This is a genomic window from Pseudomonas sp. 2hn, from assembly GCF_019646095.1.
Taxonomy (GTDB): domain Bacteria; phylum Pseudomonadota; class Gammaproteobacteria; order Pseudomonadales; family Pseudomonadaceae; genus Aquipseudomonas; species Aquipseudomonas peradeniyensis.
Window position 1 is genome coordinate 417,517 of record NZ_CP081016.1, and the last position, 26,018, is coordinate 443,534.

The window sequence follows — 26,018 nt, forward strand, 5'->3', positions numbered from 1 at the left end:
ATGGCCTTCGATCTCGCCGCGCGGCTGGCCGAACGGCGTGCCGCCGACCTGTATCGCCAGCGACCGCTGCTTGAAAGCCCGCAGGGGCCGCAGGTGGTGGTCGATGGCCAGCCGCTGCTGGCCTTCTGCAGTAACGACTACCTGGGCCTGGCCAATCACCCCGAGGTGATCAAGGCCTGGCGCGACGGCGCCGAACGCTGGGGTGTCGGCGGCGGTGCCTCGCACCTGGTGATCGGCCACAGCACCCCGCACCATCAGGTGGAGGAGGCGCTGGCCGAGCTGACGGGCCGGCCGCGCGCGCTGCTGTTCTCCACCGGCTACATGGCCAACCTCGGCGCGATCACCGCGCTGGTCGGGCAGGGCGACACGGTGCTGCAGGACCGCCTCAACCACGCCTCCCTGCTCGACGGTGGACTGCTCAGTGGCGCCCGCTTCAGCCGCTACCTGCACAACGACCCGGCCAGCCTGGCCAGCCGCCTGGACAAGGCCAGCGGCAACACCCTGGTTGTCACCGACGGCGTGTTCAGCATGGATGGCGACTGCGCCGACCTGCCGGCCCTGGCCAAGGAGGCCCGCGCACGCGGTGCCTGGCTGATGGTCGATGACGCTCATGGCCTGGGAACCTTGGGCGCCAATGGCGGTGGCCTGGTCGAGCATTGCGGCCTGGGTGTCGAGGACGTGCCGGTGCTGATCGGCACGCTGGGCAAGGCCTGCGGTACCTCCGGCGCCTTCGTCGCCGGCAGCGAGGAGCTGATCGAGGCGCTGGTGCAGTTCGCACGGCCCTACATCTACACCACCAGCCAGCCACCGGCACTGGCCTGCGCCACGCTCAAGGCCCTGGACTTGCTGCGTCGCGAACACTGGCGGCGCGAACACCTGGCCGCGCTGATCCGGCAGTTCCGCACGGGCGCCGAGCAGATAGGCCTGACCCTGATGGACAGCTACACCGCGATCCAGCCGATCCTGATCGGCGATGCGGGGCGGGCGCTGGCATTGTCCCGTTTGCTGCGCGAGCGCGGGCTGCTGGTCACGGCGATTCGCCCGCCCACCGTGCCCGCCGGCAGCGCCCGCCTGCGGGTGACCCTGAGCGCTGCCCACAGTGAGGCGCAGGTGCAGCTATTGTTGAATGCATTGGCCGAGTGTTATCCACAGCTGGAGTCCGCCGATGCGTAACCGACTGATCCTCCTGCCCGGCTGGGGCCTGGGCACCGCTTCACTGGAGCCGCTGGCCGCCAGCCTGCGCGCCCAGGATCCACGCCTGCAGGTCGAGTTGATGCCGCTGCCGGAACTGGCCCACAGCGATGTCCAGGCCTGGGTCGACCATCTCGACCGCAAGCTGCCGACCGACGTGTGGCTGGGCGGCTGGTCGCTCGGCGGCATGCTTGCCAGCGCCCTGGCGCACCAGCGCGGCGACCACTGCTGCGGCTTGCTCACCCTGGCCAGCAACCCCAGCTTCGTGGCCCGGCCGGACTGGCCGCACGGCATGCCCGCCGACACCTTCGGCACCTTCCTCGACGGCTGCCGCAGCCACACCCATGTCACCCTCAAGCGCTTCCGCACCCTGTGCAGCGAGGGCGCGCAGCAACCCCGCACCTTGCTGCGGCAGCTGGGGGTGGGCGTGCCCGACACCGATCCGCTGTACCTGGCCACCGGACTGGAAGTGCTGGCCAGCCTCGATACCCGCACCGCCCTGGAGCAATACGGCGGCCCGCAGCTGCACCTGTTCGCCGGCAGTGACGCGCTGGTGCCGGTGGAAGCAGCCAAGGCCCTGAGCGACCTGCTGCCCGACGTGGAAGTCGGCCTGGTCGAAGACAGTTCCCACGCCTTCCTGCTGGAGTATCCCCAGGAGCTGGCGGCGGGCATCAAGAGTTTCCTGCATGAGAGTGGCGATGACTGACCTTTCCCAGCCCACCCTGCCCGGCACCTTGCCGGACAAGCGCCAGGTGGCGGCTTCGTTTTCCCGCGCCGCGTCCAGCTATGACAGCGTCGCGGCCTTGCAGCGCGCGGTAGGCATGGCGCTGCTGGAAAAGCTGCCCAGCGACCTTGCGCCTGCGCGCTGGCTGGACATGGGCAGCGGCACCGGCCATTTCAGCCGGGTGCTGACCGAGCGTTTCGCGCAATCGAGTGGCGTGGCGGTGGATATCGCCGAAGGCATGTTGCGCCATGCCCGTGAGCAGGGCGGCGCCCGGCACCATGTGGCGGGTGACGCCGAGCGCCTGCCGTTGCGCGATGGTTGTGTCGACCTGTTGTTCAGCAGCCTGGCGGTGCAGTGGTGCGGTCAGTTCGCCAGCGTGCTGGGCGAGGCGCGGCGGGTGCTGCGCCCAGGCGGTGTGCTGGCCTTCAGCAGCCTGTGCGTGGGTACCCTGGATGAGTTGCGCGCCAGCTGGCAGGCCGTGGATGGCATGGTGCACGTCAATCGCTTCCGGCGTTTCGAGGATTACCAGCGCCTGTGCGGTGACAGCGGGCTGGAGCTGATCGACCTGGAGCGGCGCCCCCACGTGCTGCATTATCCCGACGTGCGCAGCCTGACCCATGAACTCAAGGCGCTGGGTGCGCACAACCTCAACCCGGGGCGTCCGTCGGGGCTCACCGGTCGGGCGCGGATGCAGGGGCTGTTGCAGGCCTACGAACAGTACCGCCAGGCGCAAGGCCTGCCGGCCACCTACCAGGTGGTCTACGGCGTCCTGCGCAAGCCGTTGGACGGGGAGCAGTGACATGAGCCAGGCCTATTTCATTGCCGGCACCGACACCGATGTCGGCAAGACCACCATCGCCGCAGGTTTGCTGCATGCAGCGCGGCAGCTGGGGTTGAGCACCCTGGCGGCCAAGCCGGTGGCGTCCGGGTGCGTGGTGACGGCCAAGGGGCTGCGCAACAGCGACGCCTTGGCGCTGATCGACGAAAGCTCGGTCAAGCTGCCCTATGAAGCGGTCAATCCCTTCGCCTTCGAGCCGGCCATCGCCCCGCATGTGGCGGCCCGCGAGGCCGGGGTGGCGCTGAGCGTGCCGGCGCTGCGCGATGCCATGCAGCAGGTGCTGGCGCAGCACGCCGACTTCACCTTGATCGAAGGCGCCGGTGGCTGGCGCGTGCCGCTGTCCGACCATGCCAACCTGTCGGACTTGGCCATCGCCTTGAAGCTACCGGTGATCCTGGTGGTGGGGGTGCGCCTGGGGTGCATCAACCACGCCTTGCTGAGCGCCGAGGCGATCGCCCGGGACGGCCTGCAACTGGCGGGATGGGTGGCGAACATCGTCGATCCGCGTACATCGCGCCTGGAAGAAAACCTGTCCAGCCTGGCCGAGCGCCTGCCCGCGCCATGCCTGGGACGGGTGCCGTGGTTGAAGCAGGCTGGCGCGGACGCGGTGGCTGCGCATTTGCAGCTGGACCTGCTGGATTAGGCCTTTGCCTATTAGCTGGCACTAGGCTATTAGGGATTTAAACGGGCCTTTTTCCCGATGTGCTGCTTTAATAAGGCCTGTTCCTCATCCAGCGTCATGGAGTCCTGACATGGAAATCAATGCGAGCTCCGCCTTCTACGCGGGCCTGGGTGCCATCCAGAACGGCCAGAACCGTGTCGACCAGGCCGCCCAGCAGATCGCCAGCGGCGCTGTCGAGCGTGGCACCAGCGGGCAGTCCACCGAATACCAGGCCGAGCGCCTGCGTGGTGTCGACCGCAGCCAGCAACTGGACCTGGCCACCAGTACCGTGCAACTGGCCCTGGGCAAGCACGAAGTCGAACTCGGTGCCAAAGTCGCCAAGGCTTCCGATGAAATGCTCGGTCGGTTCATCGACACCTACGTCTGACCCGCTGAAACACATTCGCTTACTTCGCGGGGCAAGCCCGCTTCCATTCGTGGGAGCGGGCTTGCCCCGCGATGCGTTTGAGGGTGCTTGGCGTAAATGTCATATTCGGCGGCGTAAATGCCATTGTTAGCCCACCTTGACAGCGAGGCCACCTAAACGTAAGTTTCAAACAACTGTTTGACCGAAAGCCGCCAAGAGCTGGTCGGTATCCGCGGTCTCCCCACCGAACTCATCACAGAGGTTCATCGCAATGCCTGATTACAAAGCCCCCTTGCGTGATATCCGCTTCGTCCGCGACGAGCTGCTCGGCTATGAGGCGCACTATCAGAGCCTGCCGGGCTGCCAGGACGCCACGCCCGACATGGTCGACGCGATCCTGGAAGAAGGCGCGAAGTTCTGTGAAGAGGTGCTGGCCCCGCTGAACCGCGTCGGCGACCTGGAAGGCTGCACCTGGAGCGAGTCGGGTGTGAAGACCCCGACCGGCTTCAAGGAAGCCTACCAGCAGTTCGTCGAAGGCGGCTGGCCGAGCCTGGCCCACGATGTCGAGCACGGCGGCCAGGGCCTGCCCGAGTCGCTGGGCCTGGCCCTGAGCGAAATGGTCGGTGAGTCGAACTGGTCGTGGGGCATGTACCCGGGCCTGTCCCATGGCGCGATGAACACCATCTCCGCCCATGGCACCCCCGAGCAGCAGCACACCTACCTGACCAAGCTGGTGTCCGGTGAGTGGACCGGCACCATGTGCCTGACCGAGCCACACTGCGGCACCGACCTGGGCATGCTGCGCACCAAGGCCGAACCTCAGGCCGACGGCAGCTACAAGGTTTCCGGCACCAAGATCTTCATCTCGGCCGGTGAGCACGACATGGCCGACAACATCGTCCACATCGTCCTGGCCCGCCTGCCCGACGCTCCGGCCGGCACCAAGGGTATCTCGCTGTTCATCGTGCCGAAGTTCCTGCCCAACGCCGAAGGCGGCGCGGGCGAGCGCAACGGCGTGAGCTGTGGCTCCCTCGAGCACAAGATGGGCATCCACGGCAACGCCACCTGTGTGATGAACTTCGACGGCGCCACCGGCTACCTGATCGGCCCGGCCAACAAAGGCCTGAACTGCATGTTCACCTTCATGAACACCGCTCGCCTGGGTACCGCGCTGCAAGGCCTGGCCCACGCCGAGGTGGCGTTCCAGGGTGGCCTGAAGTACGCCCGTGACCGCCTGCAGATGCGCTCGCTGACCGGTCCGAAAGCACCGGACAAGGCCGCTGACCCGATCATCGTCCACCCGGACGTGCGTCGCATGCTGCTGACCATGAAGGCCTTCGCCGAAGGCAACCGCGCGATGGTGTACTTCACCGCCAAGCAGGTGGACATCGTCAAGTACAGCCAGGACGAGGAAGAGCGCAAGAAGGCCGACGCCCTGCTGGCCTTCCTGACCCCGATCGCCAAGGCGTTCATGACCGAAGTCGGCTTCGAGGCCGCCAACCACGGCGTCCAGATCTACGGCGGCCATGGCTTCATCGCCGAGTGGGGCATGGAGCAGAACGTGCGCGACAGCCGTATCTCCATGCTGTACGAAGGCACCACCGGCATCCAGGCCCTCGACCTGCTCGGCCGTAAAGTGCTGATGACCCAGGGCGAGGCGCTCAAGGGCTTCACCAAGATCGTCCACAAGTTCTGCCAGGGGCAGGAAGGCAACGCCGCCACCAAGGAGTTCGTCGAGCCGTTGGCGGCGATCAACAAGGAGTGGGGCGAGCTGACCATGAAGATCGGCATGGCCGCGATGAAGGACCGCGAGGAAGTGGGTGCTGCTTCGGTGGACTACCTGATGTACTCCGGCTACGCGTGCCTGGCCTACTTCTGGGCCGACATCGCCCGCCTGGCCGCCGAGAAACTGGCAGCCGGTACCAGCGAAGAGGCGTTCTACACCGCCAAGCTGCAGACTGCGCGCTTCTACTTCCAGCGCATCCTGCCGCGTACCCGCTCGCACGTGGCGGCGATCCTGTCCGGTGCCAACAACCTGATGGCGATGAAGGAAGAAGACTTCGGTCTGTCCATCTAAGCCGGTTGGTTGTACGAAAAACCGCCTGCCCTTACCGGCAGGCGGTTTTTTTTCGCCCGGACTTTAACGCGTGCCCTCTGTAGGAGCGGCCTTGTGCCGCGAAAGGGCTGCGCAGCAGCCCCAGGATTTCAGCATTGATGCAAAGATCGCCGGGGCTGCTCTGCAGCCCTTTCGCGACACAAGGCCGCTCCTACAGGGATCGGGCGAAATCAGGAATGTCGCATCCAGTAACGAGAAAGTCTCAAGCTTGGCCCCTGATCTGCCGTTAAAGCGGGCATCTGTATTCATCTATTCATGTGCACTGCCGATGAAGTAGGGGCACAATGCCATTATTGATCTGCCGGGTCGGAGATTACCCTTGTTTCGTCTATCCGCTGTACGCGCGAGCCACTTCCTGCCTTCGCTGATTCTATTGCTGGCAGGGCTTGCGGCAGCCTATGTGAGGGACCTCAGCGTCTTCTTCACATCGCTGTTCAACGTTCTACCCACCTTGGTGCTGCTGCTGGGTGGCGCCTACTGCGCCGTGTACCGCCGCCAGCGCGAGCTGTTCCTGATGGTCACGGTGTACATCGCCTATTTCCTGCTCGATACCCAGACCGATTTCTACCGCGACAACGGCCGGGTCCGCGAGGATGCGGCGGTGATCTTCCACCTGGTGTGCCTGCTGCTGCCGGCGCTGTTCGGCCTGTACGGGGCGTGGCAGGAACGCACCCACCTGGCCCAGGACCTGCTGGCACGCTTCGCCGTACTGTTCGCGGTGAGCAGCGTGGCGGTGGCGCTGGAGCAGAGTTTCCCCGAGGCACTGCTGGGCTGGCTGGCCGAGATCCGCTGGCCCGCGCTGCATGGCCAGTGGATGAGCCTGATCCAGCTGGCCTACGCCCTGTTCCTGGCGGTGTTCATCCTGCTGGTGGTGCAGTACCTGCGTGAGCCCAGACCCTTGCATGCCGCGCAGATCATCGGCCTGATCGGCATCTTCTGGATGTTGCCCAAGACCTTCATCCTGCCGTTCACCCTGAACATCATGTGCAGCCAGGTGATGTTGATGATCGCCGCCGCGGTGTCCCACGAGGCCTACCAGATGGCCTTCCGCGACGAGCTGACCGGCCTGCCCGGGCGGCGCGCCCTGAACGAGCGCATGCAGCGCCTGGGGCGCAACTATGTGATCGCCATGACCGACGTCGACCACTTCAAGAAATTCAACGACACCCACGGCCACGACGTCGGTGACCAGGTATTGCGCCTGGTCGCCAGCCGCCTGTCCAAGGTGACCGGTGGCGGGCGCGCCTATCGCTACGGCGGCGAGGAGTTCGCCCTGGTGTTCGCCGGCAAGACTGCCGAAGAGTGCCTGCCGCACCTGGAGTCGGTGCGCGAGATGATCGCCAACTACGCCATCCAGCTGCGTGACCAGAACAGCCGTCCGCAGGATGATTCCACCGGGCGCCAGCGTCGTGGCGCAGGGGCCAATACCACGGTGTCGGTGACCATCAGCATCGGCGTCGCCGAGCGCCAGGTCGAGCACCGCAATCCCGACGAAGTGCTCAAGTCCGCCGACCAGGCGCTGTACAGCGCCAAGGGCGCGGGGCGCAACTGTGTCATGACCTTCGGCCAGCAATCGCGGCGCGGGGCCGTGCGCATGGCGTGAATTATCGTGTGACCATGTAAGACTATTCGGTCGCATGATGACCCTATGTCTCGTAAAAGTTGTTCGGTTACACTGCGGTCATCCCAGTGCCGCGGCCCCGACGGGCCGCCCCGACCCCGATAGCGAGAGGTTGTCATGGCTGAATATAAAGCGCCCCTGCGCGATATGCGCTTCGTCCTCAATGAAGTCTTCGACGTGGCCACGCTCTGGTCGCAACTGCCCGGTCTGGCCGAGGCCGTCGATGCGGACACGGCCATGGCCGTGCTGGAGGAGGCCGGCAAGGTCACCGGCAAGACCATCGCGCCGCTGAGCCGCGCCGCCGACGAAGAGGGTTGCCACTGGGACAACGGTTCGGTGCGTACCCCGGCGGGCTTCATCGAGGCCTACCAGACTTACGCCGAAGGGGGCTGGGTCGGCGTTGGTGGTGATCCGCTCTTCGGTGGCATGGGCATGCCCAAGGTCGTCTCGGCCCAGGTCGAGGAGATGGTCAACGCCTCGAGCCTGGCCTTCGGCCTGTACCCGATGCTGACCGCCGGCGCCTGCCTGTCGATCAACGCCCACGCCAGTGAAGCGCTCAAGGAAAAGTACCTGCCGAACATGTACGCCGGCGTCTGGGCCGGTTCCATGTGCCTTACCGAGCCTCACGCCGGTACCGACCTGGGCATCATCCGCACCAAGGCCGAACCGCAGGCCGATGGCAGCTACAAGGTCAGCGGCACCAAGATCTTCATCACCGGCGGTGAGCACGACCTCACCGAGAACATCATCCACCTGGTGCTGGCCAAGCTGCCGGATGCCCCGGCGGGTCCGAAAGGCATCTCGCTGTTCCTGGTGCCCAAGTTCCTGGTCAATGAAGATGGCAGCCTCGGCGCACGCAACCCGGCCACCTGCGGCTCGATCGAGCACAAGATGGGTATCCAGGGCTCGGCCACCTGCGTGATGAACTTCGACGAAGCGGTCGGCTACATCGTTGGTGAGCCGAACAAGGGCCTGGCGGCGATGTTCACCATGATGAACTACGAGCGCCTGGGGGTCGGTATCCAGGGCCTGGCTTCGGCCGAGCGCTCCTACCAGAACGCCGTGGAGTACGCCCGCGACCGTCTGCAGAGCCGTGCCCCGACCGGCCCGCAGGCCAAGGACAAGGTGGCCGACCCGATCATCGTCCACCCGGACGTGCGCCGCATGCTGCTGACCATGAAGGCGCTGACCGAAGGCGGTCGCGCGTTCTCCACCTATGTGGCGATGCAGCTCGACAGCGCCAAGTACAGCGAAGACGTCGCGGTCCGCAAGCGCAGCGAGGAGCTGGTGGCGCTGCTGACCCCGGTGGCCAAGGCCTTCCTCACCGACCTGGGCCTGGAGTGCACCGTGCATGGCCAGCAGGTCTTCGGCGGCCATGGCTACATCCGCGAGTGGGGCCAGGAGCAGCTGGTGCGTGATGTGCGCATCACCCAGATCTACGAAGGCACCAACGGTATCCAGGCCCTGGACCTGGTAGGTCGCAAGGTGGTGGCCAGCGGCGGCGCCTACTACACGCTGTTCGCCGACGAGATCCGCCAGTTCATCGCCACCGCCGGCGGCGAGCTGGGTGAATTCACCAAGCCGCTGGCGGCATCCCTTGACCAGCTCGACGAGCTGACCGCCTGGGTGCTGGACCAGGCCAAGGGCAACCCCAACGAAATCGGCGCGGCCTCGGTCGAGTACCTGCACGCGTTCGGCTATGTCGCCTATGCCTACATGTGGGCACTGATGGCGCGTGCGGCCAAGGCCGGTGAAGGGGATGCCGACTTCTACGGCGCCAAGCTGGGCACGGCGCGCTTCTACTTCGCACGCCTGCTGCCACGGCTTCACTCGCTGGTGGCATCGGTGAAGGCGGGGAGCGAGTCGCTGTACCTGCTGGACGCCGCGCAGTTCTGACCATATTTGGGGCTGCTTTGCAGCCCATCGCGGCACAAGGCCGCTCCTACAAGGGGGATGCAATCCGTCTGTAGGGGCGGCCTTTTGTTTTGTCAGGGCGGCGTGTTTGCGAATGGGCTGCTTTTGTAAGCTTTGGCTTACACGACGTGGTGACGTTTCGCCTCTTTCCTAAGATTGGATCCACGGTTACTCTTTCTTACATGGACGTAGCGCAGGACGCGCAATGGACAGAGCAGGACGCCTTACACGGAAGTAGCGCAGGAAGCGCGAAAAGATAGAACAGGGACACGAAGGATTTCCTGCCAGGATGGCGGGATGATAGGGATGTCGAAGGGAAACAGTCTGGAAAACCCCGCTTAGGCGGGGTTTTCTTTGTGCGCGTGTTTTTCAGCCGAGCACGTCCAGTGGCGAGACACCCAGCTGACGCGGGTCGGCTTCCTCTTCCAGCAAGGTCCGCAGCAGCTCCACCGACGCCTGCTGGCGCTGGGCATCGCGGAACACCAGGCCGACCTTGAGCGGAACCCGCGGCTCGCTCAGGGGCTTCCACAGCAGTTCCTGCTCGTCCTGCGCGGCATCCTTGGCCCGGCCCGGCAGGATGGTCGCCAGCGCCGTGTGCGCCAGGCTGTCGAGGATCCCCGCCATGTTGTTCATCTCGGCCTGCACCTGGGGCCTGCGGCCCTGGCTGGCCAGCTGCGCCTTCCAGATCTGGCGGATCTGGAACTCCTCGCCGAGCATCAGCATCGGCAGCTCCGCCGCCTGGCGGATCGAGACCTTCTTGAAGTCTTTCAGCGGGTGGGTCCTGGGGATCACCAGCTGCAGTTCGTCCTCGTACAGCAGCAGGCCGTGCAGCCCGGGCTGGCGCGGCGGCAGGTAGCTGATGCCGATGTCCAGGCCGCCATTGAGCAGGCGCCGCTCGATCTCCGACCCCGACAGTTCATAGATCTGCACCACCAGATGCGGCTGGGCCTTGCGCACCCGCTCCAGCAACTGCGGCACCAGGCTCGGCCGCACGGTCTGCAGCACGCCGATGGCCAGGGTGCGCAGCGACTGGCCCTTGAAGTTGCCCATGGCCTCGTGGGCCCGTTGCAGGCCGTCGAGCAGGGGCACGGCGTGGTTGTACAGCGTGTGAGCGGCCAGCGTGGGCAGCAGGCGCTTGTTGCTGCGCTCGAACAGGCTCAGGTCGAGGCTGTGCTCCAGCTGGCGGATCTGCTGCGACAGTGCCGGCTGCGACAGTGACAGACGCTCGGCGGCACGGCCCACATGGCCTTCTTCGTAGACCGCGACGAAGTAACGCAGTTGGCGAAAATCCATAAGTAATACTTATCGAAAAAGCTGGAAAAACGAAATGGCCGGGAATCGGCCGGAAGCCTAGTCTATCGCCGTATTCCAACGGGTTACAGCGGTCATAAAGGCGATTGTTACCCCGGATGAAAAACACTTTTGATAGGCAAGGCAAAATATCCGATTCCGGCGCCAGACCGGAACCTTGACCGCCCACCCGTGATTGGCCGGAGCCCCGATGAACCTGTTCAACCTGCGCCGCTCGGCGCCAGCCGTCGCCGAGCCCAAGCCTGCTCCGGTGATCGAGCCGGCCGGCGCGCAGCTCTCCCGCGAGCGGCTGATGCCCAGCACCGAGCGTGCACCGCAGGTGTTCGTGCGTGGCCAGGGTTCCTGGTTGTGGGACAGCGAGGGGCACGCCTACCTGGACTTCACCCAGGGTTGCGCGGTCAACAGCCTGGGCCACAGCCCGAGCGTGCTGGTCAAGGCGCTGGGCAACCAGGCCCAGGCGCTGATCAATCCCGGTGCGGGCTATCACAGCCGCGGCCTGCTGAGCCTGGTCGAGCTATTGTGCCAGCGCACCGGCAGCGACCAGGCCTACCTGCTCAACAGCGGTGCCGAAGCCTGTGAGGGCGCGATCAAGCTGGCGCGCAAGTGGGGCCAGCTGCACCGCAACGGCGCCTATCACATCATCACCGCCAGCCAGGGTTGCCATGGCCGCACCCTGGGGGCCTTGTCGGCTTCCGATCCGCTGCCGTGCAACCGCTGCGAGCCCGGCTTGCCGGGCTTCAGCAAGGTGCCGTTCAACGACCTGGCGGCGCTGCACGCGGCGGTCGACTCGCGCACCGTGGCGATCATGCTCGAGCCGATCCAGGGCGAAGCCGGCGTGATCCCGGCCACCCGTGATTACCTCCAGGGTGTCGAGCGCCTGTGCCGTGAACTGGGGATTCTGCTGATCCTCGATGAAGTACAGACCGGTGTAGGACGCTGTGGCGCCTTATTGGCAGAAGAATCCTACGGCGTACGGGCCGACATCATCACCCTCGGCAAAGGCCTGGGCGGTGGCGTGCCGCTGGCGGCGCTGCTGGCCCGTGGCCGCGCCTGCTGCGCCGAGCCGGGCGAGCTGGAAGGCAGCCACCATGGCAACGCGCTGATGAGCGCCGCCGGACTGGCCGTATTGCAGACCGTGCTGGAGGCGGGCTTCTTCGAGCAGGTGCTGGACAGTGGCCGGCACCTGCGCGATGGCCTGAGCCGCCTGGCGGGTCGCTACGGCCAGGGCGAGGTGCGTGGCCAAGGGCTGCTGTGGGGGCTGCAACTGCGTGAAGACAGCGCGGAGCAACTGGTCGAGGCCGCGCTGCAGGAGGGCTTGCTGATCAATGCGCCGCAGGCCGACGTGGTGCGGTTCTCGCCGGCGCTGACCGTGAGCAAGGGCAATATCGACGAGATGCTCCTGCGCCTGGCCCGAGCGTTCGCCCGCCTGCACGCCCAACAGCACAACCGCCGCGAAGTGCCGGCCTGACCGGTTGCCTCGGCGAACAGAATTTCAACGAACCGTCTGGCGTTCCTGCGCATCGCCCCTGGCCTGAAATACATGGCCCGGGGCGTTTTTTTTGCCCGGTGGAACCTCTGCGAGGCACGGCTAGTCTGTGTTGATACACCCTCAAGGAGCGCAGCACATGGACTTCATCCGCATCATCATCGCCATCATCCTGCCGCCGCTGGGCGTGTTCCTCCAGGTGGGGTTCGGCGGGGCGTTCTGGCTGAATATCCTGCTGACCTTGCTGGGTTATATCCCCGGGATCGTGCATGCGGTGTACATCATCGCCAAGCGCTAGGGGACACGCGGCCCCTGTAGGAGCGGCCTTGTGCCGCGAAAGGGCTGCAAAGCAGCCCCAGGATCTCTGCGACAAAGCAGAGATCGCCGGGGCCGCTTCGCGGCCCTTTCGCGGCACAAGGCCGCTCCTACAGGGGTTGCGTATGGTTTGAAGGGGCCTTGCCAAGCAACCGGCAGTAGAACTTCCACTCTTCCTCGAGCGCATGCGCCAGGTTCACCGCCTGGCGAAAACCATGCCGCTCGCCCGCGTAGAAATGCCCCTCGGCCTCGATACCATTGGCCTCGAGCGCTTCAAGCATGCTGCGGGTCTGCTCCGGCACCACCACCGCGTCCAGCTCACCCTGGAAGAAGATCACCGGCACCTTGATCCGCCCGGCGTGCAACAGCGGCGTGCGCTGGCGATAACGCTCGGCATCGCGCCGGGGGTCGCCGATCAGCCAGTCCAGATAGTCGCCTTCGAACTTGTGGGTGGCCCGGCCCAGCGCCTCGGGGTCGCTGACACCGTACAGGCTGGCGCCGCCGCGGAAGACGTCGCGGAAGGCCAGGGCGCACAGGGTGGTGTAACCGCCGGCGCTGCCGCCACGAATGAAGGCCTGGTCGGGGTCGATCAGGCCCTGGCCGGCGAGGTGGGCGACTGCCGCGCAGGCATCTTCCACATCACTCGCTCCCCAGTTCAGGTGCAGTGCCTGGCGGTAGGCGCGACCATAGCCGCTGCTGCCCCTGTAGTTGAGGTCGGCGACGGCAAAGCCGCGCTGGCTCCAGTACTGGATGCGCGGGTCGAGCACCGGGTAGCAGGCCGAAGTCGGACCGCCGTGAATGAACACCACCAGCGGCGATGGCCCGCCCGTGCCTTGCATGGCGGGGTAGAAGAACCCGTGGGCGGTGCCTTCGCCACTGGCGTAACGAATCGGCTGTGGGAGGCTGATGTCCTCGGCAGGCAGCACCTCGGCGCCACCTGCCAGCACCTGGACCTCGTGGCTGCGCCGGTCGATGGCGATCACGGCCGGTGGGCTGATCGGTGAAGCGGCTACGGCATAGAGCTGTCCGTCATCCAGCGCCAGGCTGCGAAAACGCGTGTACGCACTGGCGTAACGCTCCACCTCGCCATCGGCGCGGCGCAGCCCCAGTTGCCCGAAACCGTCCTCGAACCAGGTGGCCAGGTAGCTGGCGGGGCCAAGGGCCAGCCAGGTGCTGGCGCCCAGTTGCCAGGGGGCGGCGGCATGGTCGGCGGGCGCGGCGGGTAGGCGTTGCCAGTGGCCGTCGAGTTCGCCCCAGGGCTGCCAGAAACCGTCGCGGTCGGACAGGCAGTACAAGCGGCCTTGCTCATCGAAGCGCGGCTGTTGCAGCGACTCGTCCTGCCCGGCGATGCAGCGTGCCGGGCCCCAGGCGCCAGAAGGTTCGCGTTGCCGGCACATCAGGCGGGTGACGGTCCAGGGTTGGGCCGGGCGGTCCCACTCGATCCAGGCCAGGCGTTCCCCATCGTGGCTCAGCGTGGGGGAGGCGTAGAAGTCGGCCCCTTCGGCCAGGACCTGTCGATTCTCCGTCGAGAGACTCACCAGGCGATGCAACACCTGTTCGCCATGCTGCTCTTCGACGGCCAGCACCTGGCCGGCCTGCCACTGCACATCACCATAGCGGCAGTCGTCGGCGTGGGTAAGCGGGCGTGGTGGGCTGCCATCCAGGGCCTGCAGGTAGACCTGCTGGTCCTTTTCGTTGACGAACACCAGCCCGTTGTCGCACAGGCAGAAGCTGCCGCCACCGTACTCATAGACCCGGCTGCGCACACTGAACCCGTCCGGGGTCAGGCAGCGGGCCTGCTGATTGCGCCAGTGCCAGACCCGGCAGGCGCCATCGGCGGGGCGGAACTCGTTCCAGAACACACCTTGCGCGCCGACTTTGAGCTCGGCGAAATCGGTGCCGGCGGCCACCGCCTGGGCGGCGCTGAACTCAGCCACGGGCGATGACATGGGAATTGCGCTCATTGCGGAAGGTCATCTGTTCGATCTCCAGCGTTGCGTGTTCGGCCTCCTCGCGGGCCTTGAGGATGATGCCATGGTCCGGCGACTTGCCGCACACCGGGTCCGCCTTGCTGGCGTCGCCGGTGAGCATGAAGGCCTGGCAACGGCAGCCGCCGAAGTCCTTCTCCTTCTCGTCGCACGAGCGGCACGGTTCGGGCATCCAGTCATAGCCGCGGAAGCGGTTGAAACCGAACGAGTCGTACCAGATATGCCGCAGGTCGTGGTCACGCACATTGGGGAACTGCACCGGCAGCTGGCGCGCGCCATGGCAGGGCAAGGCGGTGCCATCCGGGGTGATGGTCAGGAACAGGCTGCCCCAGCCGTTCATGCAGGCCTTGGGGCGCTCTTCGTAGTAGTCCGGGGTGACGAAGATCAGCTTGCACGGCTTGCCTTCGGCCTTGAGCTTGTCGCGGTACTCGTTGGTGATGCGCTCGGCCCGCTCCAGCTGGGCGCGGGTCGGCAGCAGGCCCAGGCGGTTGAGGTGCGCCCAGCCGTAGAACTGGCAGGTGGCGAGTTCGACGAAGTCGGCCTCCAGGGCCAGGCACAGCTCGATGATGCGGTCGATCTTGTCGATATTGTGCCGATGGGTGACGAAGTTGAGCACCATCGGGTAGCCATGGGCCTTCACCGCCCGGGCCATCTCCAACTTCTGCGCAAAGGCTTTCTTCGAGCCGGCCAGCAGGTTGTTGACCTGCTCGTCGCTGGCCTGGAAGCTGATCTGGATATGGTCCAGCCCGGCCTGCTTGAACGCGGCGATCTTCTGCTCGGTCAGGCCGATGCCGGAGGTGATCAGGTTGGTGTAGTAGCCCAGGCGCCGGGCTTCGCCGATCAGCTCGGCGAGGTCCTGGCGCACCAGCGGCTCGCCACCGGAGAAGCCGATCTGCGCCGCGCCCATCTCGCGGGCTTCGGCCATCACCTTGAACCACTGCTCGGTGCTCAGCTCCTTGCCCTGCTCGGCGAAGTCCAGCGGGTTGGAGCAGTACGGGCACTGCAGCGGGCAGCGGTAGGTGAGTTCGGCCAGCAGCCACAGCGGCAGGCCTACTGGTACCTCAGGCGAGGGTGATCCAGTGTTCGGCACGGGCCACCTCCATGAATTGCTCGATGTCGTCGGCGACTTCGGGCACACCGGGGAATTGCCGCTCGAGTTCGGCGATGATCGCCGCGACATCGCGCTGGCCATCGATGAGCCCGCCGATCAGCCCAGCGCTGTCGTTGAGCTTGATCATCCCCTCGGGGTACAGCAGCACATGGCCCTTCTGCGCCGGCTCGTACTGGAAACGGTAGCCGGGGCGCCAGGCGGGCACCTGTTGACGGTCGAAACTCATAGGGCGATCCCCTTGTGCCAGACCCGCTCACTTGTGACGCTGTGATAGGGCGGGCGGTTCAGTTCATAGGCCATGCTCATGGCGTCGAGCATGCTCCACAGGATATCCAGCTTGAACTGCAGGATCTCCAGCATGCGTTCCTGCCCCTCGCGGGTGGTGTAGTGCTGCAGGGTGATTGCCAGGCCGTGCTCCACATCGCGCCGGGCCTGGCCCAGGCGGGTGCGGAAGTATTCGTAGCCGGCCGGGTCGATCCACGGATAGTGCTGCGGCCAGCTGTCCAGGCGCGACTGGTGGATCTGCGGGGCGAACAGTTCGGTCAGCGAGCTGCTGGCCGCTTCCTGCCAACTGGCGCGACGGGCGAAGTTGACGTAGGCATCGACGGCGAAGCGCACGCCGGGCAGCACCAGTTCCTGGCTGCGCAGCTGGTCAGGGTCCAGGCCCACGGCCTGGCCGAGGCGCAACCAGGCCTCGATGCCGCCGTCCTCGCCGGGGGCGCCATCGTGGTCGAGCAGGCGCTGGATCCACTCGCGGCGCACTTCGCGGTCTGGGCAGTTGGCCAGGATCGCCGCATCCTTCATCGGGATGTTGACCTGGTAGTAAAAGCGGTTGGCCACCCAGCCCTGGATCTGCTCGCGGCTGGCGCGGCCTTCATACATCGCCACATGGTAGGGGTGATGGATGTGGTAGTAGGCGCCCTTGGCGCGCAGGGCCTGCTCGAACTCGGCAGGGGACAGGGGCATTGCATCGCTCATGGAGGGCTCCTGTGATGGTTCGTTGTACGTGGGAGCGGGCTTGACCCGCGATGGCGGCGTCAGCCTCACCATCGCTATCGCGGGGCAAGCCCGCTCCCACGTTGTGCAAGGGCTGCCCTTACAACACGATGCTCATGCCATCGAAGGCGACTTCCACGCCCCGGCGCTGCACTTCTGCGCGTTCGGGCGAGTCTTCATCGAGAATCGGGTTGGTGTTGTTGATGTGGATAAGCACCTTGCGCTGGCGCGCGAAGCCGTCCAGCACCTCGAGCATGCCGCCCGCGCCGTTCTGCGCCAGGTGGCCCATCTCGCGGCCGGTGCGGGTGCCGACGCCGCGGCGCTGCATTTCATCATCCTCCCACAGGGTGCCGTCGACCAGCAGGCAGTCGGCGCCGTGCATCATCTCCAGCAGCTTGGTGTCGACCTGGCCCAGGCCCGGCGCATAGAACAGCTTGCCGCCAGTGCGGGTGTCCTCCACCAGCAGCCCGAGGTTGTCGCCCGGGTGCGGGTCGAAGCGGTGCGGGGAGTAGGGTGGAGCGGCGCTGCGCAGCGGGAAGGGGGTGAAGCGCAGGTTCGGGCAGGCGTCGATGACGAAGCTGCCTTCGAGCTCGATGCGGTTCCACACCAGGCCGCCGTTCCAGTGGCTGAGCATGTTGAACAGCGGGAAGCCGGTAGTCAGGTCCTGGTGAACCATGTCGGTGCACCACACCTGGTGCGGGCAGCCCTCGCGCAGGCTGAGCAGGCCGGTGGTGTGGTCGATCTGGCTGTCGAGCAGGACGATGGCGTCGATACCGGTGTCGCGCAGGGCGCGGGCCGGCTGCATCGGCGCGAACGCCTGGAGCTGGGCGCGGATGTCCGGCGAGGCGTTGCACAGGATCCAGTGCTCGCCGTCGTCAGACAGGGCGATGGACGACTGGGTGCGCGCCGTGGCGCGCAGGGTACCGTCACGGTAGCCCTTGCAGTTGGCGCAGTTGCAGTTCCACTGGGGGAACCCGCCACCGGCGGCGGAACCGAGGATCTGGATGTACATGGGTACTCTCTAGCCGCAAAGGTTAGCCCGAAAGCCGTATCGGAAAAACGCAAACGCCCCGGCGGGCCGGGGCGTCGAGCCGCGCAGCCGCTTAACGGTTGGCGAAATACATGGTCACTTCGAAGCCGATACGCAGGTCAGTGTATGCAGGTTTGGTCCACATGGGCTTGCTCCTTCCGGATGGGGTTTGGGGTGGTCGGCTCACTATTGGGTACTCCCCGCAGAGAGAGGTTCCATTGGCCGAGATTGCGCTATCTTACAAGAAAAATTTGTACCGAAAGGTTAATTCTTCGAAAAGCGCCATTGCATTTGCGGTAACAATCCCGCCACTTTTTCATAGCCATTCGGCGTCCGGGGCAGTGGCGTTGGCCAGGCACAACCAACCGTGCCTTGCATCGAGCAACTGCTGGAGCAACGCATCCAACTGGCCTTGTTCGACATTGAGGATAGACCTTCGCATACGCGATAGGTCGGCATTGTGTGTCGCGATATGTGCCTGCCAGGCCCATTGCGTGACATCGGTGTTGGCCATCGCGGTCTCGTCGAACTGGTCGGCCAGCTGCGCTCGCGCCGCTGGGGCCAGCGCGACGCCTTGGTGCAGCAGGTCCAGCAGGTGGTCAAGGATCTGCGCGTGGCTGGCGTGTGGTGATTGCACGCCAAACAGCAGCCCGCCGTAGCCTTCGATCTGACGAAAGGCGCTGAACACGGCGTAACCCAGCTGCAGCTCGACGCGCAGGCGCTGGTAGAACGGGCCTTGCAACACGTGGGCGAGCAGTCGACCGGCGGCCTGCAGGTCAGTCGGCAGCGGACAGAACAGCAACAGCGCAGGCTCGCTGCCCGAGGTCGGTATCTGCCGCCAGTGGCGTCCGAGGATCGGGCGCGCTGGCGAGGGGGCGATCGGTTGTCCCATGAGGCCTTGCAGTGCCGTGCCCAAGGCGCCCTGTTGGGCGGGGGCGAACCCTTGTGCCAAACCCTGCCAGCGGGCGTGCTGCCAGAGTGCGTCGAGCCGCGGCTGGTCCAGGGTGCAGGCCGGCTGCGGTTGCTCTTCACCCATCAGTAAAGCGTCCGGCAGTGCCTTCAGCAGCGCACGGATCGGTATCAGCGGCGCTTCGGCTGCCGCTGGCGAGTACCAATGCTCCTGGGCTGGCGTGCGCAGCAAGGTCAGGGCCTCGTGCGTGGCATTGATCACGGCCAGCGGGTGCCCCGCGAGGCGCAACTGCCAGTAATCGCCAATGGCCTCGAAGCCCAGTCGCAACGCTGCCTGGTCGGCACGCTCGCGCAGGGGTTGCAGACTATGTTGCAGAACGACCTGCATGCGCTGACGCAGCGGTGAAGGAATGTGCCAACGCAGGTCGAGGCTCGCAAACTGACGAGAGGGCGGCAGGCAGTCACCGAGACCAAGTCCTGCCGGCAACGGCGTGTCGATCATGGGAAGTTCGGTTGCCAGCAGCGCTTCATCGGGGGGCAATTGCCAGTCTCCGGCATCCGTGGAAGGCAGGTCCAACAGCAGTGCAGCGAAGGCTTCCAGGCCTTTTGTCCCCAGCCCTGCGAAAGGCCGGCCGGCACTGTCGCGCTGGGCCAGTTCCATTGCGCTGGCGGCCTGTTCGTGGCGTTGCTGCAGGCGGACGAAGCGGTCGTTCAGCGGCTTGTGGTCCTGTTGGCGCAGAAAACCCAGCCAGCCGTGCAGCAGCTCCCGGGTCTTGTCCGGACAAGCCTGGTCCGACAGCTGCAACTGGACATGCCAGAGCAACTGCCCGGCATGGGCGTGGAGCTGTTGCGCCTTGCAGTCCTGCAGCCAGCCGCGTCGGCGCAAGGCGTCGAGCCAACCGCCGGGCCGGCTGTCGGTGAGCTGGGCCAGCAGCAGCTCGAGCGCCTGTTCCGCGCCATCCGGCAGTCCGTCATGGGCGAACAGCAGGTCGCGGCGGTTGCCCCAGGCGTCTGGTTGGTGCAGTGGCGCGTCGAGCAAGGCGGGTGGCCGTTGCCGGGTGACGCTTTCGCCCTTGGCGAACAGCCCGCCGAACTGCCTGCCCAGGTGCGCCAGTTCATCCAGCGGCTGCGGGCCGGCCAGGCTCAGGGTGAGTTGCCCGCCCTGGTAGAAGTCGTGGTGGAACTGCCTCAGCCCTTGCTGGAACGCCTGGCTTTCCAGCGGCAGGCTGTGGCGGTTGCCGGCGTGGAAGCCGCTCAGCGGATGGCGTGCCGACACCGCCTGCAGCAAGGCGAACTGGCGCTGGGCCTCGGGGTTGCGCGACCAGGCGATGAACTCGGCATGGATCACCTCGCGCTCGCGGCGCTGGCGTTCGATGGCGAAGTCCGGCTCGGCGAGCATCTGGCACAGACGCTCCAGCCCACCGGCCAGCGCCGCGGGGGGCACTTCGAAGAAGAAGTCGGTGGTGCGTTCGCGGGTGCTGGCGTTGACCTGGCCGCCCAGGCCCTGAACGTAGCGCATCAGGCCGTCGTCCAGCGGAAAACGCCTGTTTCCGAGGAAGAACAGGTGTTCGAGAAAGTGCGCCAGGCCCGGCCAGCGCGCGGGTGCGTCATGGCTGCCGGCATGCACCCGCAACGCCGCCGCCGCACGCTTGAGGCGTGGCGCGTGGCGCAGGGTCAGGTGCAGGCCGTTGGCGAGGGTGAGGTGGCGAATGGCGTCGGACATGACGCCATGCTAGCGCGCAATGCCGAGGTTGTCTGTTCTGGCCTTTTCGCGGCACAAGGCCGCTCCTACAGGCGACCGCGCCCCCCTGTAGGAGCGGCCTTGTGTCGCGAAAGGGCTGCAAAGCAGCTCCGGCAAATCCAAGCCGAGCGCCAATTCTCAATACCTTGAAAGGGCCGACTGTTAATGCAGATCCCGACGCAGGTCAGCCAGGTAGGGAAACGCCTCCCGCCCTTTCAATACCCGCTCGCGTTGCAGGTCCGCCAGCAACAGCCCCTCTTCGTCCCCGGCCATCACCAGCACATCGCCATCCGGCCCGACGATGCTGCTCTGCCCGCAATACCGGATCTCGCCCTCGCTGCCGCAGTAGTTGGCGTACACCAGATAACACTGGTTCTCCTGCGCCCGCGAGCGCACGGTCACCTGGCAGACGAAGTCGTAAGGTGCCATGTTCGCCGTCGGCACCAGGATCAGCTCGGCGCCGTTCAGCGCCAGGCGCCGGGCGTTCTCCGGGAATTCGATGTCGTAGCAGATCAGCAGCCCGACCTTCCAGCCGTCCAGCTCGACCACCGGGAAGTGATCGGCGCCCGGGCTGAACATCGAGCGGTCCAGCTCACCGAACAGGTGGGTCTTGCGGTAGTTGCACAGGCTGCGGCCATGGGCGTCGATCAGTTGCACGCTGTTGTGGATCGACCCGTCCTCGGCCCGTTCCGGATAGCCGTAGACGATGGCGATCCGGTGCGCCTGGGCGATCTCGACGACGCTCATGGCCGAGGGACCGTCCTCGGCCTCGGCCAGTCGTTCCACCTGGTCCAGGCCGATGTTGTAGCCGCTGAGGAACATCTCCGGGCACACCAGCAACTGCGCGCCTTGAGCGGCGGCCTGCTGGGCCTGGTGTTGCAGGCGCTCGAGATTGCCGGGCACGTCCAACGGCTTGGGCGTGCCCTGGAACAGGGCGATGCGCATGGCGCTACTCCTACGCTCAGTCGGCCAGGGCGATCGGGCCGATCTCGTGGAACACATCGCCCGGGCCGGGGTTGTCCGGGTGGGTCTGGCCACCGAAGTGGTTCATGATACCCCACACCGCATTGAGCGAAGTCTGCACCGCGCCTTCCACCCAGGCCGGGGTCCACGACACGTCGTCACCGGCGATGAAGATGCCGCGCTGTTCGGCGGGCATGTCCTGCTGCATGAAGTGCGCGTACATGCGCTGGTTGTAGCGGTAGTGGCCCGGCAGCGCGCCCTTGAAGGCGCCGAGGAAGTGCGGGTCGGCCTCCCACGAGATGGTGATCGGGTCGCCGATGATATGCCCGGCGATATCGGTCTTGGGGTAGATCTTCTTCAGTGCGTCGAGGGCCAGCTGCACGCGTTTTTCGGTCGGGTGCGGCAGCATCTTCAGGGCGTCGCTCATCCACGCGTAGGACAGGCAGATCACCCCCGGCTTATCGTCGCCGTTGTCGAACAGGTAGGTGCCGCGGGTCAGGCGATCGGTGAGGGTCATGCTCATCAGGTCGCGGCCGGTTTCCGGGTCCTTGTCCTTCCAGAACGGCCGGTCGACCATGACGAAGGTCTTCGACGACTGCATGTAGCGGGTACGGTCCAGGGCCATCCACATCTTCTGCGAGAACAGCGACTCCTCGCAGTCGATCTGGGTGGTCAGCAGCCAGCTCTGGCAGGTGGTGAGCACTGCCGCGTAGTGGCGCACGTCACCGTAGTTGTCGGTGACCGCCAGGCGACCATCGCTGGCCCGGGCGATGCGCTTGACCCCGGTACGCGGCGCGCCGCCGTGCAGGCCGCTGAGGCTGGTGCCGGCCGGCCAGTGGGCGCAACGTTCCGGTACATGGCGCCAGATGCCCTGCGGCACCTGCTCGACGCCGCCGACCACCAGGTGCTGGTGATCGTCGCAGTTGGTCATCACCACGCGGAAGATTTCCAGCATCGAGTTGGGGAAGTCCGAGTCCCAGCCGCCGGTGCCGAAGCCGACCTGGCCGAACACTTCGCGGTGCTGGAAGCTCAGCTTGGCGAACGAGCGCGAGGTGGCGACGAAGTCATAGAAGGTGCGGTCGTCCCACAGTGGCACGAGCTTGTTCCACAGGTCCTTCAGGCGCGGCACGTCGCGGTCGCGAATGGCCTGCTGGATATCGCCGAACTGCGCGCCGCTCTCCAGGGCGTCGGCCCAGGCGTCGGCCACTTCGTGGAACAGCTGCGGCAGGTCGGCGGATTTTTCGGCGTAGTAGGTCTGACCTTCCAGGTCGATGACCGTGCTGCCCGAAGCCGGGGTCAGCGGGTTGGGGAAAGGCTTGGTCTCCAGGCCCAGCTTGTCGACGTAGTGGTAGAACGCCGTGGACGACACCGGGAAGCGCATGCCGCCCAGTTCGGCGACGATGCCGTCGGTGCCGTTGAACGCCTGCGAGCGCAGCCGGCCACCCAGCTTGGAGGCCTCGTACACCACCGGCTTGAGGCCCAGCTTCATCAGCTCGTAGGCCGCCACCAGCCCGGCGATGCCGCCACCGACGATCGCCACCTCTTCGCCATGGCGCTCCTTGGGAATGCTGCCCAGGCCGGCCGGGTGTTCCAGCCAGTCGTCGAAGGCGAACGGGAAGTCGGGACCGAAGATGGTGATGGGTTTCTTGCCGTCGGCGGGGTGGCGGTTTTTCTTGTTCATGTAATGACCTTGCCAGGGGCTGCGCAGGGGGCGGAGCCTGAGTATAGAGAATGCCTGGTGGCCATTTTATGAAGTGGGGTGTTCGTAATTAAGGTGCAGATTGGCGTCGTTATGTGCTTTGTTTAGTCATAGTGTTCTGTATTTTGCAAAAAATGACGATTATTCCTCGGTGTAAGCTGCACCCTTCGTGGGAGCGGGCTTGACCCGCGATCACCGGCGGAGCCGGTGCCATACACCGCATCGCTGGGCAAGTCGCATCGGCGCACCGCCGCCCCCACGCTGGTGATGCTTGCAACTTTGTTTCCTGCGCGCCCCGATAGCGACCGCGTCTTTCTGACGAGAATCAGCTTGGTCCTACAGAGACATGTAATAACAGGAAGTATCCTACGAGCCATGTAGCCTCGGTCTGGCAGTTTGGGAGAACCCTTCGCGGTTAACTTCAGCCGGTCACCGCCTATTCGGTGAGCGGGCGTGAGAACCCTCTTCCAACTTTGAGCGCCGAGGCATGCGTTATGGCAGCCTTGCGCGGGCAGGCTTTTGCCTGGCCGGTTTCCAAGTTGGCCGGATTCTCACCCCGCGTACGGCTGCCACCCAATTCCCGTGAGAAGGATGCCGATGGCAGTAATTCCTGGCTCAACTTGGATACTGCGCTATGAAAAAGATCGTCCCCGACCCACCCCTCGCCCTGAACCCGACCACCGAGCAGTCCTTCTGCTCCTGCCAGTCCAGCCATCCCCCCATCTTCACCGTGCGCCCCGGCGTCGATGCCGCCGACGCCCTGGTCCACGCCAGCATGCTGGCCCGGGCCATCCAGGAAATCGCCGATGAATACGCCCAGCATCATGCTCCCGAGGCGGGGCGGGCGATGATCTGGTCGATCCTGCATTCGGCGGAAACGGTGCGCGCGCTGCTGGAAGGGCTGCTCGACGCGATGGAGGCCTGAGGGCCGGGGGCCGCGGTCAGCTCGGCTGGCCGCGGTCCACTTTGCTGCTGAGGATGATCGACGTGGTGGTCTTCTCCACCCCGTCGAGGCTGCCGATCAGGTCGAGCAACTGGTCCAGTTGCTCCGGCGAGTCGCTGAGCAGCCAGGCCACGTAGTCGAATTCGCCACTGACCGCGCACAGTTGCTGGACCTGCCCCATGGCGCTGAGGTGGCGCACGATGTCTTTGCCCGAGCGTGGCTGTGCCTTGATCCCCACGTATGCCTGCAGGCCGCCGCCGATCAGGCGCTGCCCCAGGCGCACGCCATAGCCGGTGATCACCTTGTTGCGCTCCAGGCGCTCGAGCCGCGAGTTCACCGTGGTGCGGGCGATGCCCAGTTGGCGGGCGAGGGTGGCGACACTTTCGCGGGCATTGATCTGCAGCAGCGCGATCAACTGGCGATCGATGGCGTCAAGGGCGATGGAGGAGGTGGCCGGCATGGTAGGTCTCTTTTGTCGAGCTGCTAGCCTATGCAAGCGCGACCGCTTCGCGCAAGGCGCACAGAGGCGTCCGGGGCTGGCATTGCGCCGACAAGGCGGTACGATGGCAGGCCGCTGCCATCGGGCAGCCTGGACCATGGCAGGAGTGATTGACCCATGAAGTTCAAGGACTGGTACTGGCGGCGATGGATTCGCCAACACGGTTGCAAGGTGAGCACAGGCATTTCCAAGTTTGGCAAGCGGGCAAAGCTGGCGCTCGAGGCCGAAGTGCGCATTGGCGATGTGGCGGTCAGCGCCGCCACCCTCGACGTCTCGATCGGGGCTCATACCTATATCCGCAGCGGCGGTTCGCTGCAGGTGGTCGAATCGATCGGGCGTTACTGCTCCATTGGCAGTGCAGTGGTCATCGGCCAGGAAAAATACGCTCACCCGACCGACTGGCTGAGTTCGCACCCTTTCCAGTTCACCGGCACCCAGTGGCAATACGAACCGCCGAGCACACCGGCGCGGATCGGCCACGACGTGTGGATCGGCGAGGGCGCGATGATCATGGAAGGCGTCGAGGTGGGCACGGGCGCGATCATCGCCACCCGCGCCCTGGTCACCCGGGACGTGCCGCCCTATGCCGTGGTGGCGGGCTTTCCAGCCAAGGTCGTGCGTTATCGATACCCGGAAGCGATGATCGAGCGCTTGCTCGCATCGCGCTGGTGGGAGCGCGATACCCGGCAGTTGCTGGAGCTGCCGCTGCACGACCCTGCCGCCTGTCTTGATCGGATCAGCGGGCTCGGTGAGGCAAGTTACGCGAGGATCGAGATTTCGCGGCGTGGCTGCAAGGTGCTGACGTCGGCTTGAATTGCCGAGAATCTGTCACGACCGGGGCTGCTGCGCAGCCCTGATCGGATTTGATCAACGTGACGCACTGGTCTGCGCCGTGGCGCAAGGCGACTTCAGGCCAGCAGTCATGCTCTCGACGTTGTCGAGCATCTGGTTGCCCTTGTTGACCTTCTGCGCGTTCTCCGCAAGCTGCATGCGTTGGTCATAGGTGGCTGAAGTGCCATTCATGCTGTTCTTGGTTTCGAGCACGGAGTTGGCGATGCTGAGCAGGCTGCGGCCGGTGGAGATCAGGTTGTCGGTCGCACTGGGCGTGCACGGGGCGTTGCCGCCGGCCATCTGGCTGGGCTGCTGGCCCTGGTTGTAGGAGCCCGGTGCCACGCAACCTGCGAGCGTGGCCAGCATCGGTACAACGAGCAGGGCCCCAAGCGTTCCTTGGATGTTCATGTGACGTTCCCTCGATCACTGGGCTCCGACCCGGTGCCGAAGCGATGGAGGGATTCTAGAAACGCGGCAGTAATGGCGAAATAGAACGGGTGTGCTAAAGGCACTTTGCCGCTGGTCAGCGCGACCCGAGCTACAAATCCAGGGGAAGCTGGGCACTGTACCGCCCGTGTATTGTTTTTTGTACCGCGGAGCGGCCAGGTTTTTCGGCCATGACGTTGTTCTCCTGGTGAAAATGTGATCAAGGTTGTTGCAAGGTGGCAATTACATACCTAAGATCCCCGCCTTCTCTCACCCGACAGCAAAGGAGGTACATCATGCAACAGTTGATCACCCTTTGCAGGTCGCGCCTGGCTTGA

The 26,018-nt window shown here is 65.5% G+C and carries 24 protein-coding genes; 12 read left to right on the top strand and 12 right to left on the bottom strand.

The window, feature by feature from the left end; translation table 11 throughout:
* From bioF to K2O50_RS01975, 8 genes are all read left to right on the top strand, one after another.
* Positions 1 to 1,173, top strand: a complete 1,173-nt coding sequence (gene bioF, locus K2O50_RS01940; protein WP_050703479.1) for an 8-amino-7-oxononanoate synthase — start codon at positions 1 to 3, stop codon at positions 1,171 to 1,173.
* Positions 1,166 to 1,897, top strand: coding sequence for an alpha/beta fold hydrolase (locus K2O50_RS01945; RefSeq protein ID WP_050703480.1), 732 nt, complete (start codon positions 1,166 to 1,168; stop codon positions 1,895 to 1,897). The genes bioF and K2O50_RS01945 overlap by 8 nt, the downstream gene beginning before the upstream one ends.
* Entirely contained in the window at positions 1,890 to 2,714 is an 825-nt protein-coding gene (gene bioC / locus K2O50_RS01950) for a malonyl-ACP O-methyltransferase BioC (RefSeq protein ID WP_220689965.1), read from the top strand. Before K2O50_RS01945 ends, bioC begins: the two co-directional genes overlap by 8 nt.
* 1 nt (position 2,715) lies before the next feature.
* Complete coding sequence (gene bioD / locus K2O50_RS01955; RefSeq protein ID WP_028689066.1) at positions 2,716 to 3,396, top strand: dethiobiotin synthase; 681 nt, start codon at positions 2,716 to 2,718, stop codon at positions 3,394 to 3,396.
* A gap of 109 nt (positions 3,397 to 3,505) precedes the next feature.
* The gene (locus K2O50_RS01960; protein WP_050703481.1) at positions 3,506 to 3,802 is read left to right on the top strand and encodes a hypothetical protein; all 297 of its coding nucleotides are present in this window, start codon (positions 3,506 to 3,508) and stop codon (positions 3,800 to 3,802) included.
* 250 nt (positions 3,803 to 4,052) lie between these two features.
* The gene (locus K2O50_RS01965) at positions 4,053 to 5,858 is read left to right on the top strand and encodes a phenylacyl-CoA dehydrogenase (protein ID WP_050703482.1); all 1,806 of its coding nucleotides are present in this window, start codon (positions 4,053 to 4,055) and stop codon (positions 5,856 to 5,858) included.
* 358 nt (positions 5,859 to 6,216) lie between these two features.
* A complete protein-coding gene (locus K2O50_RS01970) occupies positions 6,217 to 7,500 on the top strand; it encodes a diguanylate cyclase (protein WP_050703483.1) in 1,284 nt (427 codons plus the stop codon).
* 135 nt (positions 7,501 to 7,635) lie between these two features.
* Positions 7,636 to 9,414, top strand: coding sequence for an acyl-CoA dehydrogenase C-terminal domain-containing protein (locus K2O50_RS01975; RefSeq protein ID WP_050703484.1), 1,779 nt, complete (start codon positions 7,636 to 7,638; stop codon positions 9,412 to 9,414).
* Between the two features lie 387 nt (positions 9,415 to 9,801).
* Here the strand turns inward: K2O50_RS01975 and K2O50_RS01980 are convergent, their stop codons facing one another.
* Entirely contained in the window at positions 9,802 to 10,725 is a 924-nt protein-coding gene (locus K2O50_RS01980) for a LysR family transcriptional regulator (protein WP_050703485.1), read from the bottom strand.
* Between the two features lie 208 nt (positions 10,726 to 10,933).
* Between K2O50_RS01980 and K2O50_RS01985 the strand changes: the two genes are divergently transcribed.
* Positions 10,934 to 12,211 carry an aspartate aminotransferase family protein gene (locus tag K2O50_RS01985; RefSeq protein WP_050703486.1) on the top strand — a complete coding sequence of 426 codons (1,278 nt, stop codon included), beginning with the start codon at positions 10,934 to 10,936 and terminating at the stop codon, positions 12,209 to 12,211.
* Between the two features lie 157 nt (positions 12,212 to 12,368).
* Positions 12,369 to 12,527, top strand: a complete 159-nt coding sequence (locus K2O50_RS01990) for a YqaE/Pmp3 family membrane protein (RefSeq protein WP_009681539.1) — start codon at positions 12,369 to 12,371, stop codon at positions 12,525 to 12,527.
* 127 nt (positions 12,528 to 12,654) lie between these two features.
* Here the strand turns inward: K2O50_RS01990 and K2O50_RS01995 are convergent, their stop codons facing one another.
* The 9 genes from K2O50_RS01995 to K2O50_RS02035 form a co-directional block, all read right to left on the bottom strand.
* Complete coding sequence (locus tag K2O50_RS01995; protein ID WP_050703487.1) at positions 12,655 to 14,508, bottom strand: S9 family peptidase; 1,854 nt, start codon at positions 14,506 to 14,508, stop codon at positions 12,655 to 12,657.
* Complete coding sequence (gene pqqE, locus K2O50_RS02000) at positions 14,474 to 15,622, bottom strand: pyrroloquinoline quinone biosynthesis protein PqqE (RefSeq protein WP_050703488.1); 1,149 nt, start codon at positions 15,620 to 15,622, stop codon at positions 14,474 to 14,476. Before pqqE ends, K2O50_RS01995 begins: the two co-directional genes overlap by 35 nt.
* On the bottom strand, positions 15,594 to 15,869 hold the full coding sequence (gene pqqD / locus K2O50_RS02005) for a pyrroloquinoline quinone biosynthesis peptide chaperone PqqD (RefSeq protein WP_050703489.1): 276 nt from the start codon (positions 15,867 to 15,869) through the stop codon (positions 15,594 to 15,596). The genes pqqE and pqqD overlap by 29 nt, the downstream gene beginning before the upstream one ends.
* A complete protein-coding gene (gene pqqC / locus K2O50_RS02010) occupies positions 15,866 to 16,621 on the bottom strand; it encodes a pyrroloquinoline-quinone synthase PqqC (RefSeq protein WP_050703490.1) in 756 nt (251 codons plus the stop codon). The genes pqqD and pqqC overlap by 4 nt, the downstream gene beginning before the upstream one ends.
* Before the next feature lie 118 nt (positions 16,622 to 16,739).
* Positions 16,740 to 17,651 (bottom strand): pyrroloquinoline quinone biosynthesis protein PqqB, encoded by a 912-nt coding sequence (gene pqqB, locus K2O50_RS02015; RefSeq protein WP_050703491.1) that lies wholly within the window; start codon positions 17,649 to 17,651, stop codon positions 16,740 to 16,742.
* A 91-nt stretch (positions 17,652 to 17,742) separates the two neighbouring features.
* On the bottom strand, positions 17,743 to 17,814 hold the full coding sequence (gene pqqA, locus K2O50_RS02020; protein ID WP_003243383.1) for a pyrroloquinoline quinone precursor peptide PqqA: 72 nt from the start codon (positions 17,812 to 17,814) through the stop codon (positions 17,743 to 17,745).
* A 171-nt stretch (positions 17,815 to 17,985) separates the two neighbouring features.
* On the bottom strand, positions 17,986 to 20,301 hold the full coding sequence (gene pqqF, locus K2O50_RS02025; RefSeq protein ID WP_050703492.1) for a pyrroloquinoline quinone biosynthesis protein PqqF: 2,316 nt from the start codon (positions 20,299 to 20,301) through the stop codon (positions 17,986 to 17,988).
* Between the two features lie 180 nt (positions 20,302 to 20,481).
* The gene (locus K2O50_RS02030; protein ID WP_050703493.1) at positions 20,482 to 21,264 is read right to left on the bottom strand and encodes a carbon-nitrogen hydrolase family protein; all 783 of its coding nucleotides are present in this window, start codon (positions 21,262 to 21,264) and stop codon (positions 20,482 to 20,484) included.
* Positions 21,265 to 21,280: 16 nt separating this feature from the next.
* Entirely contained in the window at positions 21,281 to 22,963 is a 1,683-nt protein-coding gene (locus K2O50_RS02035; RefSeq protein WP_050703494.1) for an NAD(P)/FAD-dependent oxidoreductase, read from the bottom strand.
* Between the two features lie 652 nt (positions 22,964 to 23,615).
* Between K2O50_RS02035 and K2O50_RS02040 the strand changes: the two genes are divergently transcribed.
* Positions 23,616 to 23,906: a DUF3077 domain-containing protein gene (locus tag K2O50_RS02040; protein ID WP_050703495.1), complete on the top strand. Its 291-nt coding sequence runs from the start codon at positions 23,616 to 23,618 to the stop codon at positions 23,904 to 23,906.
* Between the two features lie 16 nt (positions 23,907 to 23,922).
* On the opposite strand, the gene K2O50_RS02045 is transcribed toward K2O50_RS02040, so the two are convergent.
* A complete protein-coding gene (locus tag K2O50_RS02045) occupies positions 23,923 to 24,384 on the bottom strand; it encodes an Lrp/AsnC family transcriptional regulator (RefSeq protein ID WP_050703496.1) in 462 nt (153 codons plus the stop codon).
* Positions 24,385 to 24,540: 156 nt separating this feature from the next.
* Here K2O50_RS02045 and K2O50_RS02050 point away from each other — a divergent pair, with 156 nt between their 5' ends.
* The gene (locus K2O50_RS02050) at positions 24,541 to 25,236 is read left to right on the top strand and encodes a CatB-related O-acetyltransferase (protein ID WP_050703497.1); all 696 of its coding nucleotides are present in this window, start codon (positions 24,541 to 24,543) and stop codon (positions 25,234 to 25,236) included.
* Between the two features lie 54 nt (positions 25,237 to 25,290).
* On the opposite strand, the gene K2O50_RS02055 is transcribed toward K2O50_RS02050, so the two are convergent.
* Positions 25,291 to 25,662 (bottom strand): hypothetical protein, encoded by a 372-nt coding sequence (locus K2O50_RS02055; protein ID WP_046857393.1) that lies wholly within the window; start codon positions 25,660 to 25,662, stop codon positions 25,291 to 25,293.
* Positions 25,663 to 26,018: the final 356 nt, after the last annotated feature.

Excerpts from the sequence above, each read along its gene's own strand:
- bioF (WP_050703479.1), top strand. The coding sequence starts at position 1 with ATGGCCTTCGATCTCGCCGCGCGGCTGGCCGAACGGCGTGCCGCCGAC.
- K2O50_RS01945 (WP_050703480.1), top strand. The coding sequence starts at position 1,166 with ATGCGTAACCGACTGATCCTCCTGCCCGGCTGGGGCCTGGGCACCGCT.
- bioC (WP_220689965.1), top strand. The coding sequence starts at position 1,890 with ATGACTGACCTTTCCCAGCCCACCCTGCCCGGCACCTTGCCGGACAAG.
- bioD (WP_028689066.1), top strand. The coding sequence starts at position 2,716 with ATGAGCCAGGCCTATTTCATTGCCGGCACCGACACCGATGTCGGCAAG.
- K2O50_RS01960 (WP_050703481.1), top strand. The coding sequence starts at position 3,506 with ATGGAAATCAATGCGAGCTCCGCCTTCTACGCGGGCCTGGGTGCCATC.
- K2O50_RS01965 (WP_050703482.1), top strand. The coding sequence starts at position 4,053 with ATGCCTGATTACAAAGCCCCCTTGCGTGATATCCGCTTCGTCCGCGAC.
- K2O50_RS01975 (WP_050703484.1), top strand. The coding sequence starts at position 7,636 with ATGGCTGAATATAAAGCGCCCCTGCGCGATATGCGCTTCGTCCTCAAT.
- K2O50_RS01980 (WP_050703485.1), bottom strand. The coding sequence starts at position 10,725 with ATGGATTTTCGCCAACTGCGTTACTTCGTCGCGGTCTACGAAGAAGGC.
- K2O50_RS01985 (WP_050703486.1), top strand. The coding sequence starts at position 10,934 with ATGAACCTGTTCAACCTGCGCCGCTCGGCGCCAGCCGTCGCCGAGCCC.
- K2O50_RS01990 (WP_009681539.1), top strand. The coding sequence starts at position 12,369 with ATGGACTTCATCCGCATCATCATCGCCATCATCCTGCCGCCGCTGGGC.
- K2O50_RS01995 (WP_050703487.1), bottom strand. The coding sequence starts at position 14,508 with ATGAGCGCAATTCCCATGTCATCGCCCGTGGCTGAGTTCAGCGCCGCC.
- pqqD (WP_050703489.1), bottom strand. The coding sequence starts at position 15,869 with ATGAGTTTCGACCGTCAACAGGTGCCCGCCTGGCGCCCCGGCTACCGT.
- pqqC (WP_050703490.1), bottom strand. The coding sequence starts at position 16,621 with ATGAGCGATGCAATGCCCCTGTCCCCTGCCGAGTTCGAGCAGGCCCTG.
- pqqB (WP_050703491.1), bottom strand. The coding sequence starts at position 17,651 with ATGTACATCCAGATCCTCGGTTCCGCCGCCGGTGGCGGGTTCCCCCAG.
- pqqF (WP_050703492.1), bottom strand. The coding sequence starts at position 20,301 with ATGTCCGACGCCATTCGCCACCTCACCCTCGCCAACGGCCTGCACCTG.
- K2O50_RS02030 (WP_050703493.1), bottom strand. The coding sequence starts at position 21,264 with ATGCGCATCGCCCTGTTCCAGGGCACGCCCAAGCCGTTGGACGTGCCC.
- K2O50_RS02035 (WP_050703494.1), bottom strand. The coding sequence starts at position 22,963 with ATGAACAAGAAAAACCGCCACCCCGCCGACGGCAAGAAACCCATCACC.
- K2O50_RS02040 (WP_050703495.1), top strand. The coding sequence starts at position 23,616 with ATGAAAAAGATCGTCCCCGACCCACCCCTCGCCCTGAACCCGACCACC.
- K2O50_RS02045 (WP_050703496.1), bottom strand. The coding sequence starts at position 24,384 with ATGCCGGCCACCTCCTCCATCGCCCTTGACGCCATCGATCGCCAGTTG.
- K2O50_RS02050 (WP_050703497.1), top strand. The coding sequence starts at position 24,541 with ATGAAGTTCAAGGACTGGTACTGGCGGCGATGGATTCGCCAACACGGT.
- K2O50_RS02055 (WP_046857393.1), bottom strand. The coding sequence starts at position 25,662 with ATGAACATCCAAGGAACGCTTGGGGCCCTGCTCGTTGTACCGATGCTG.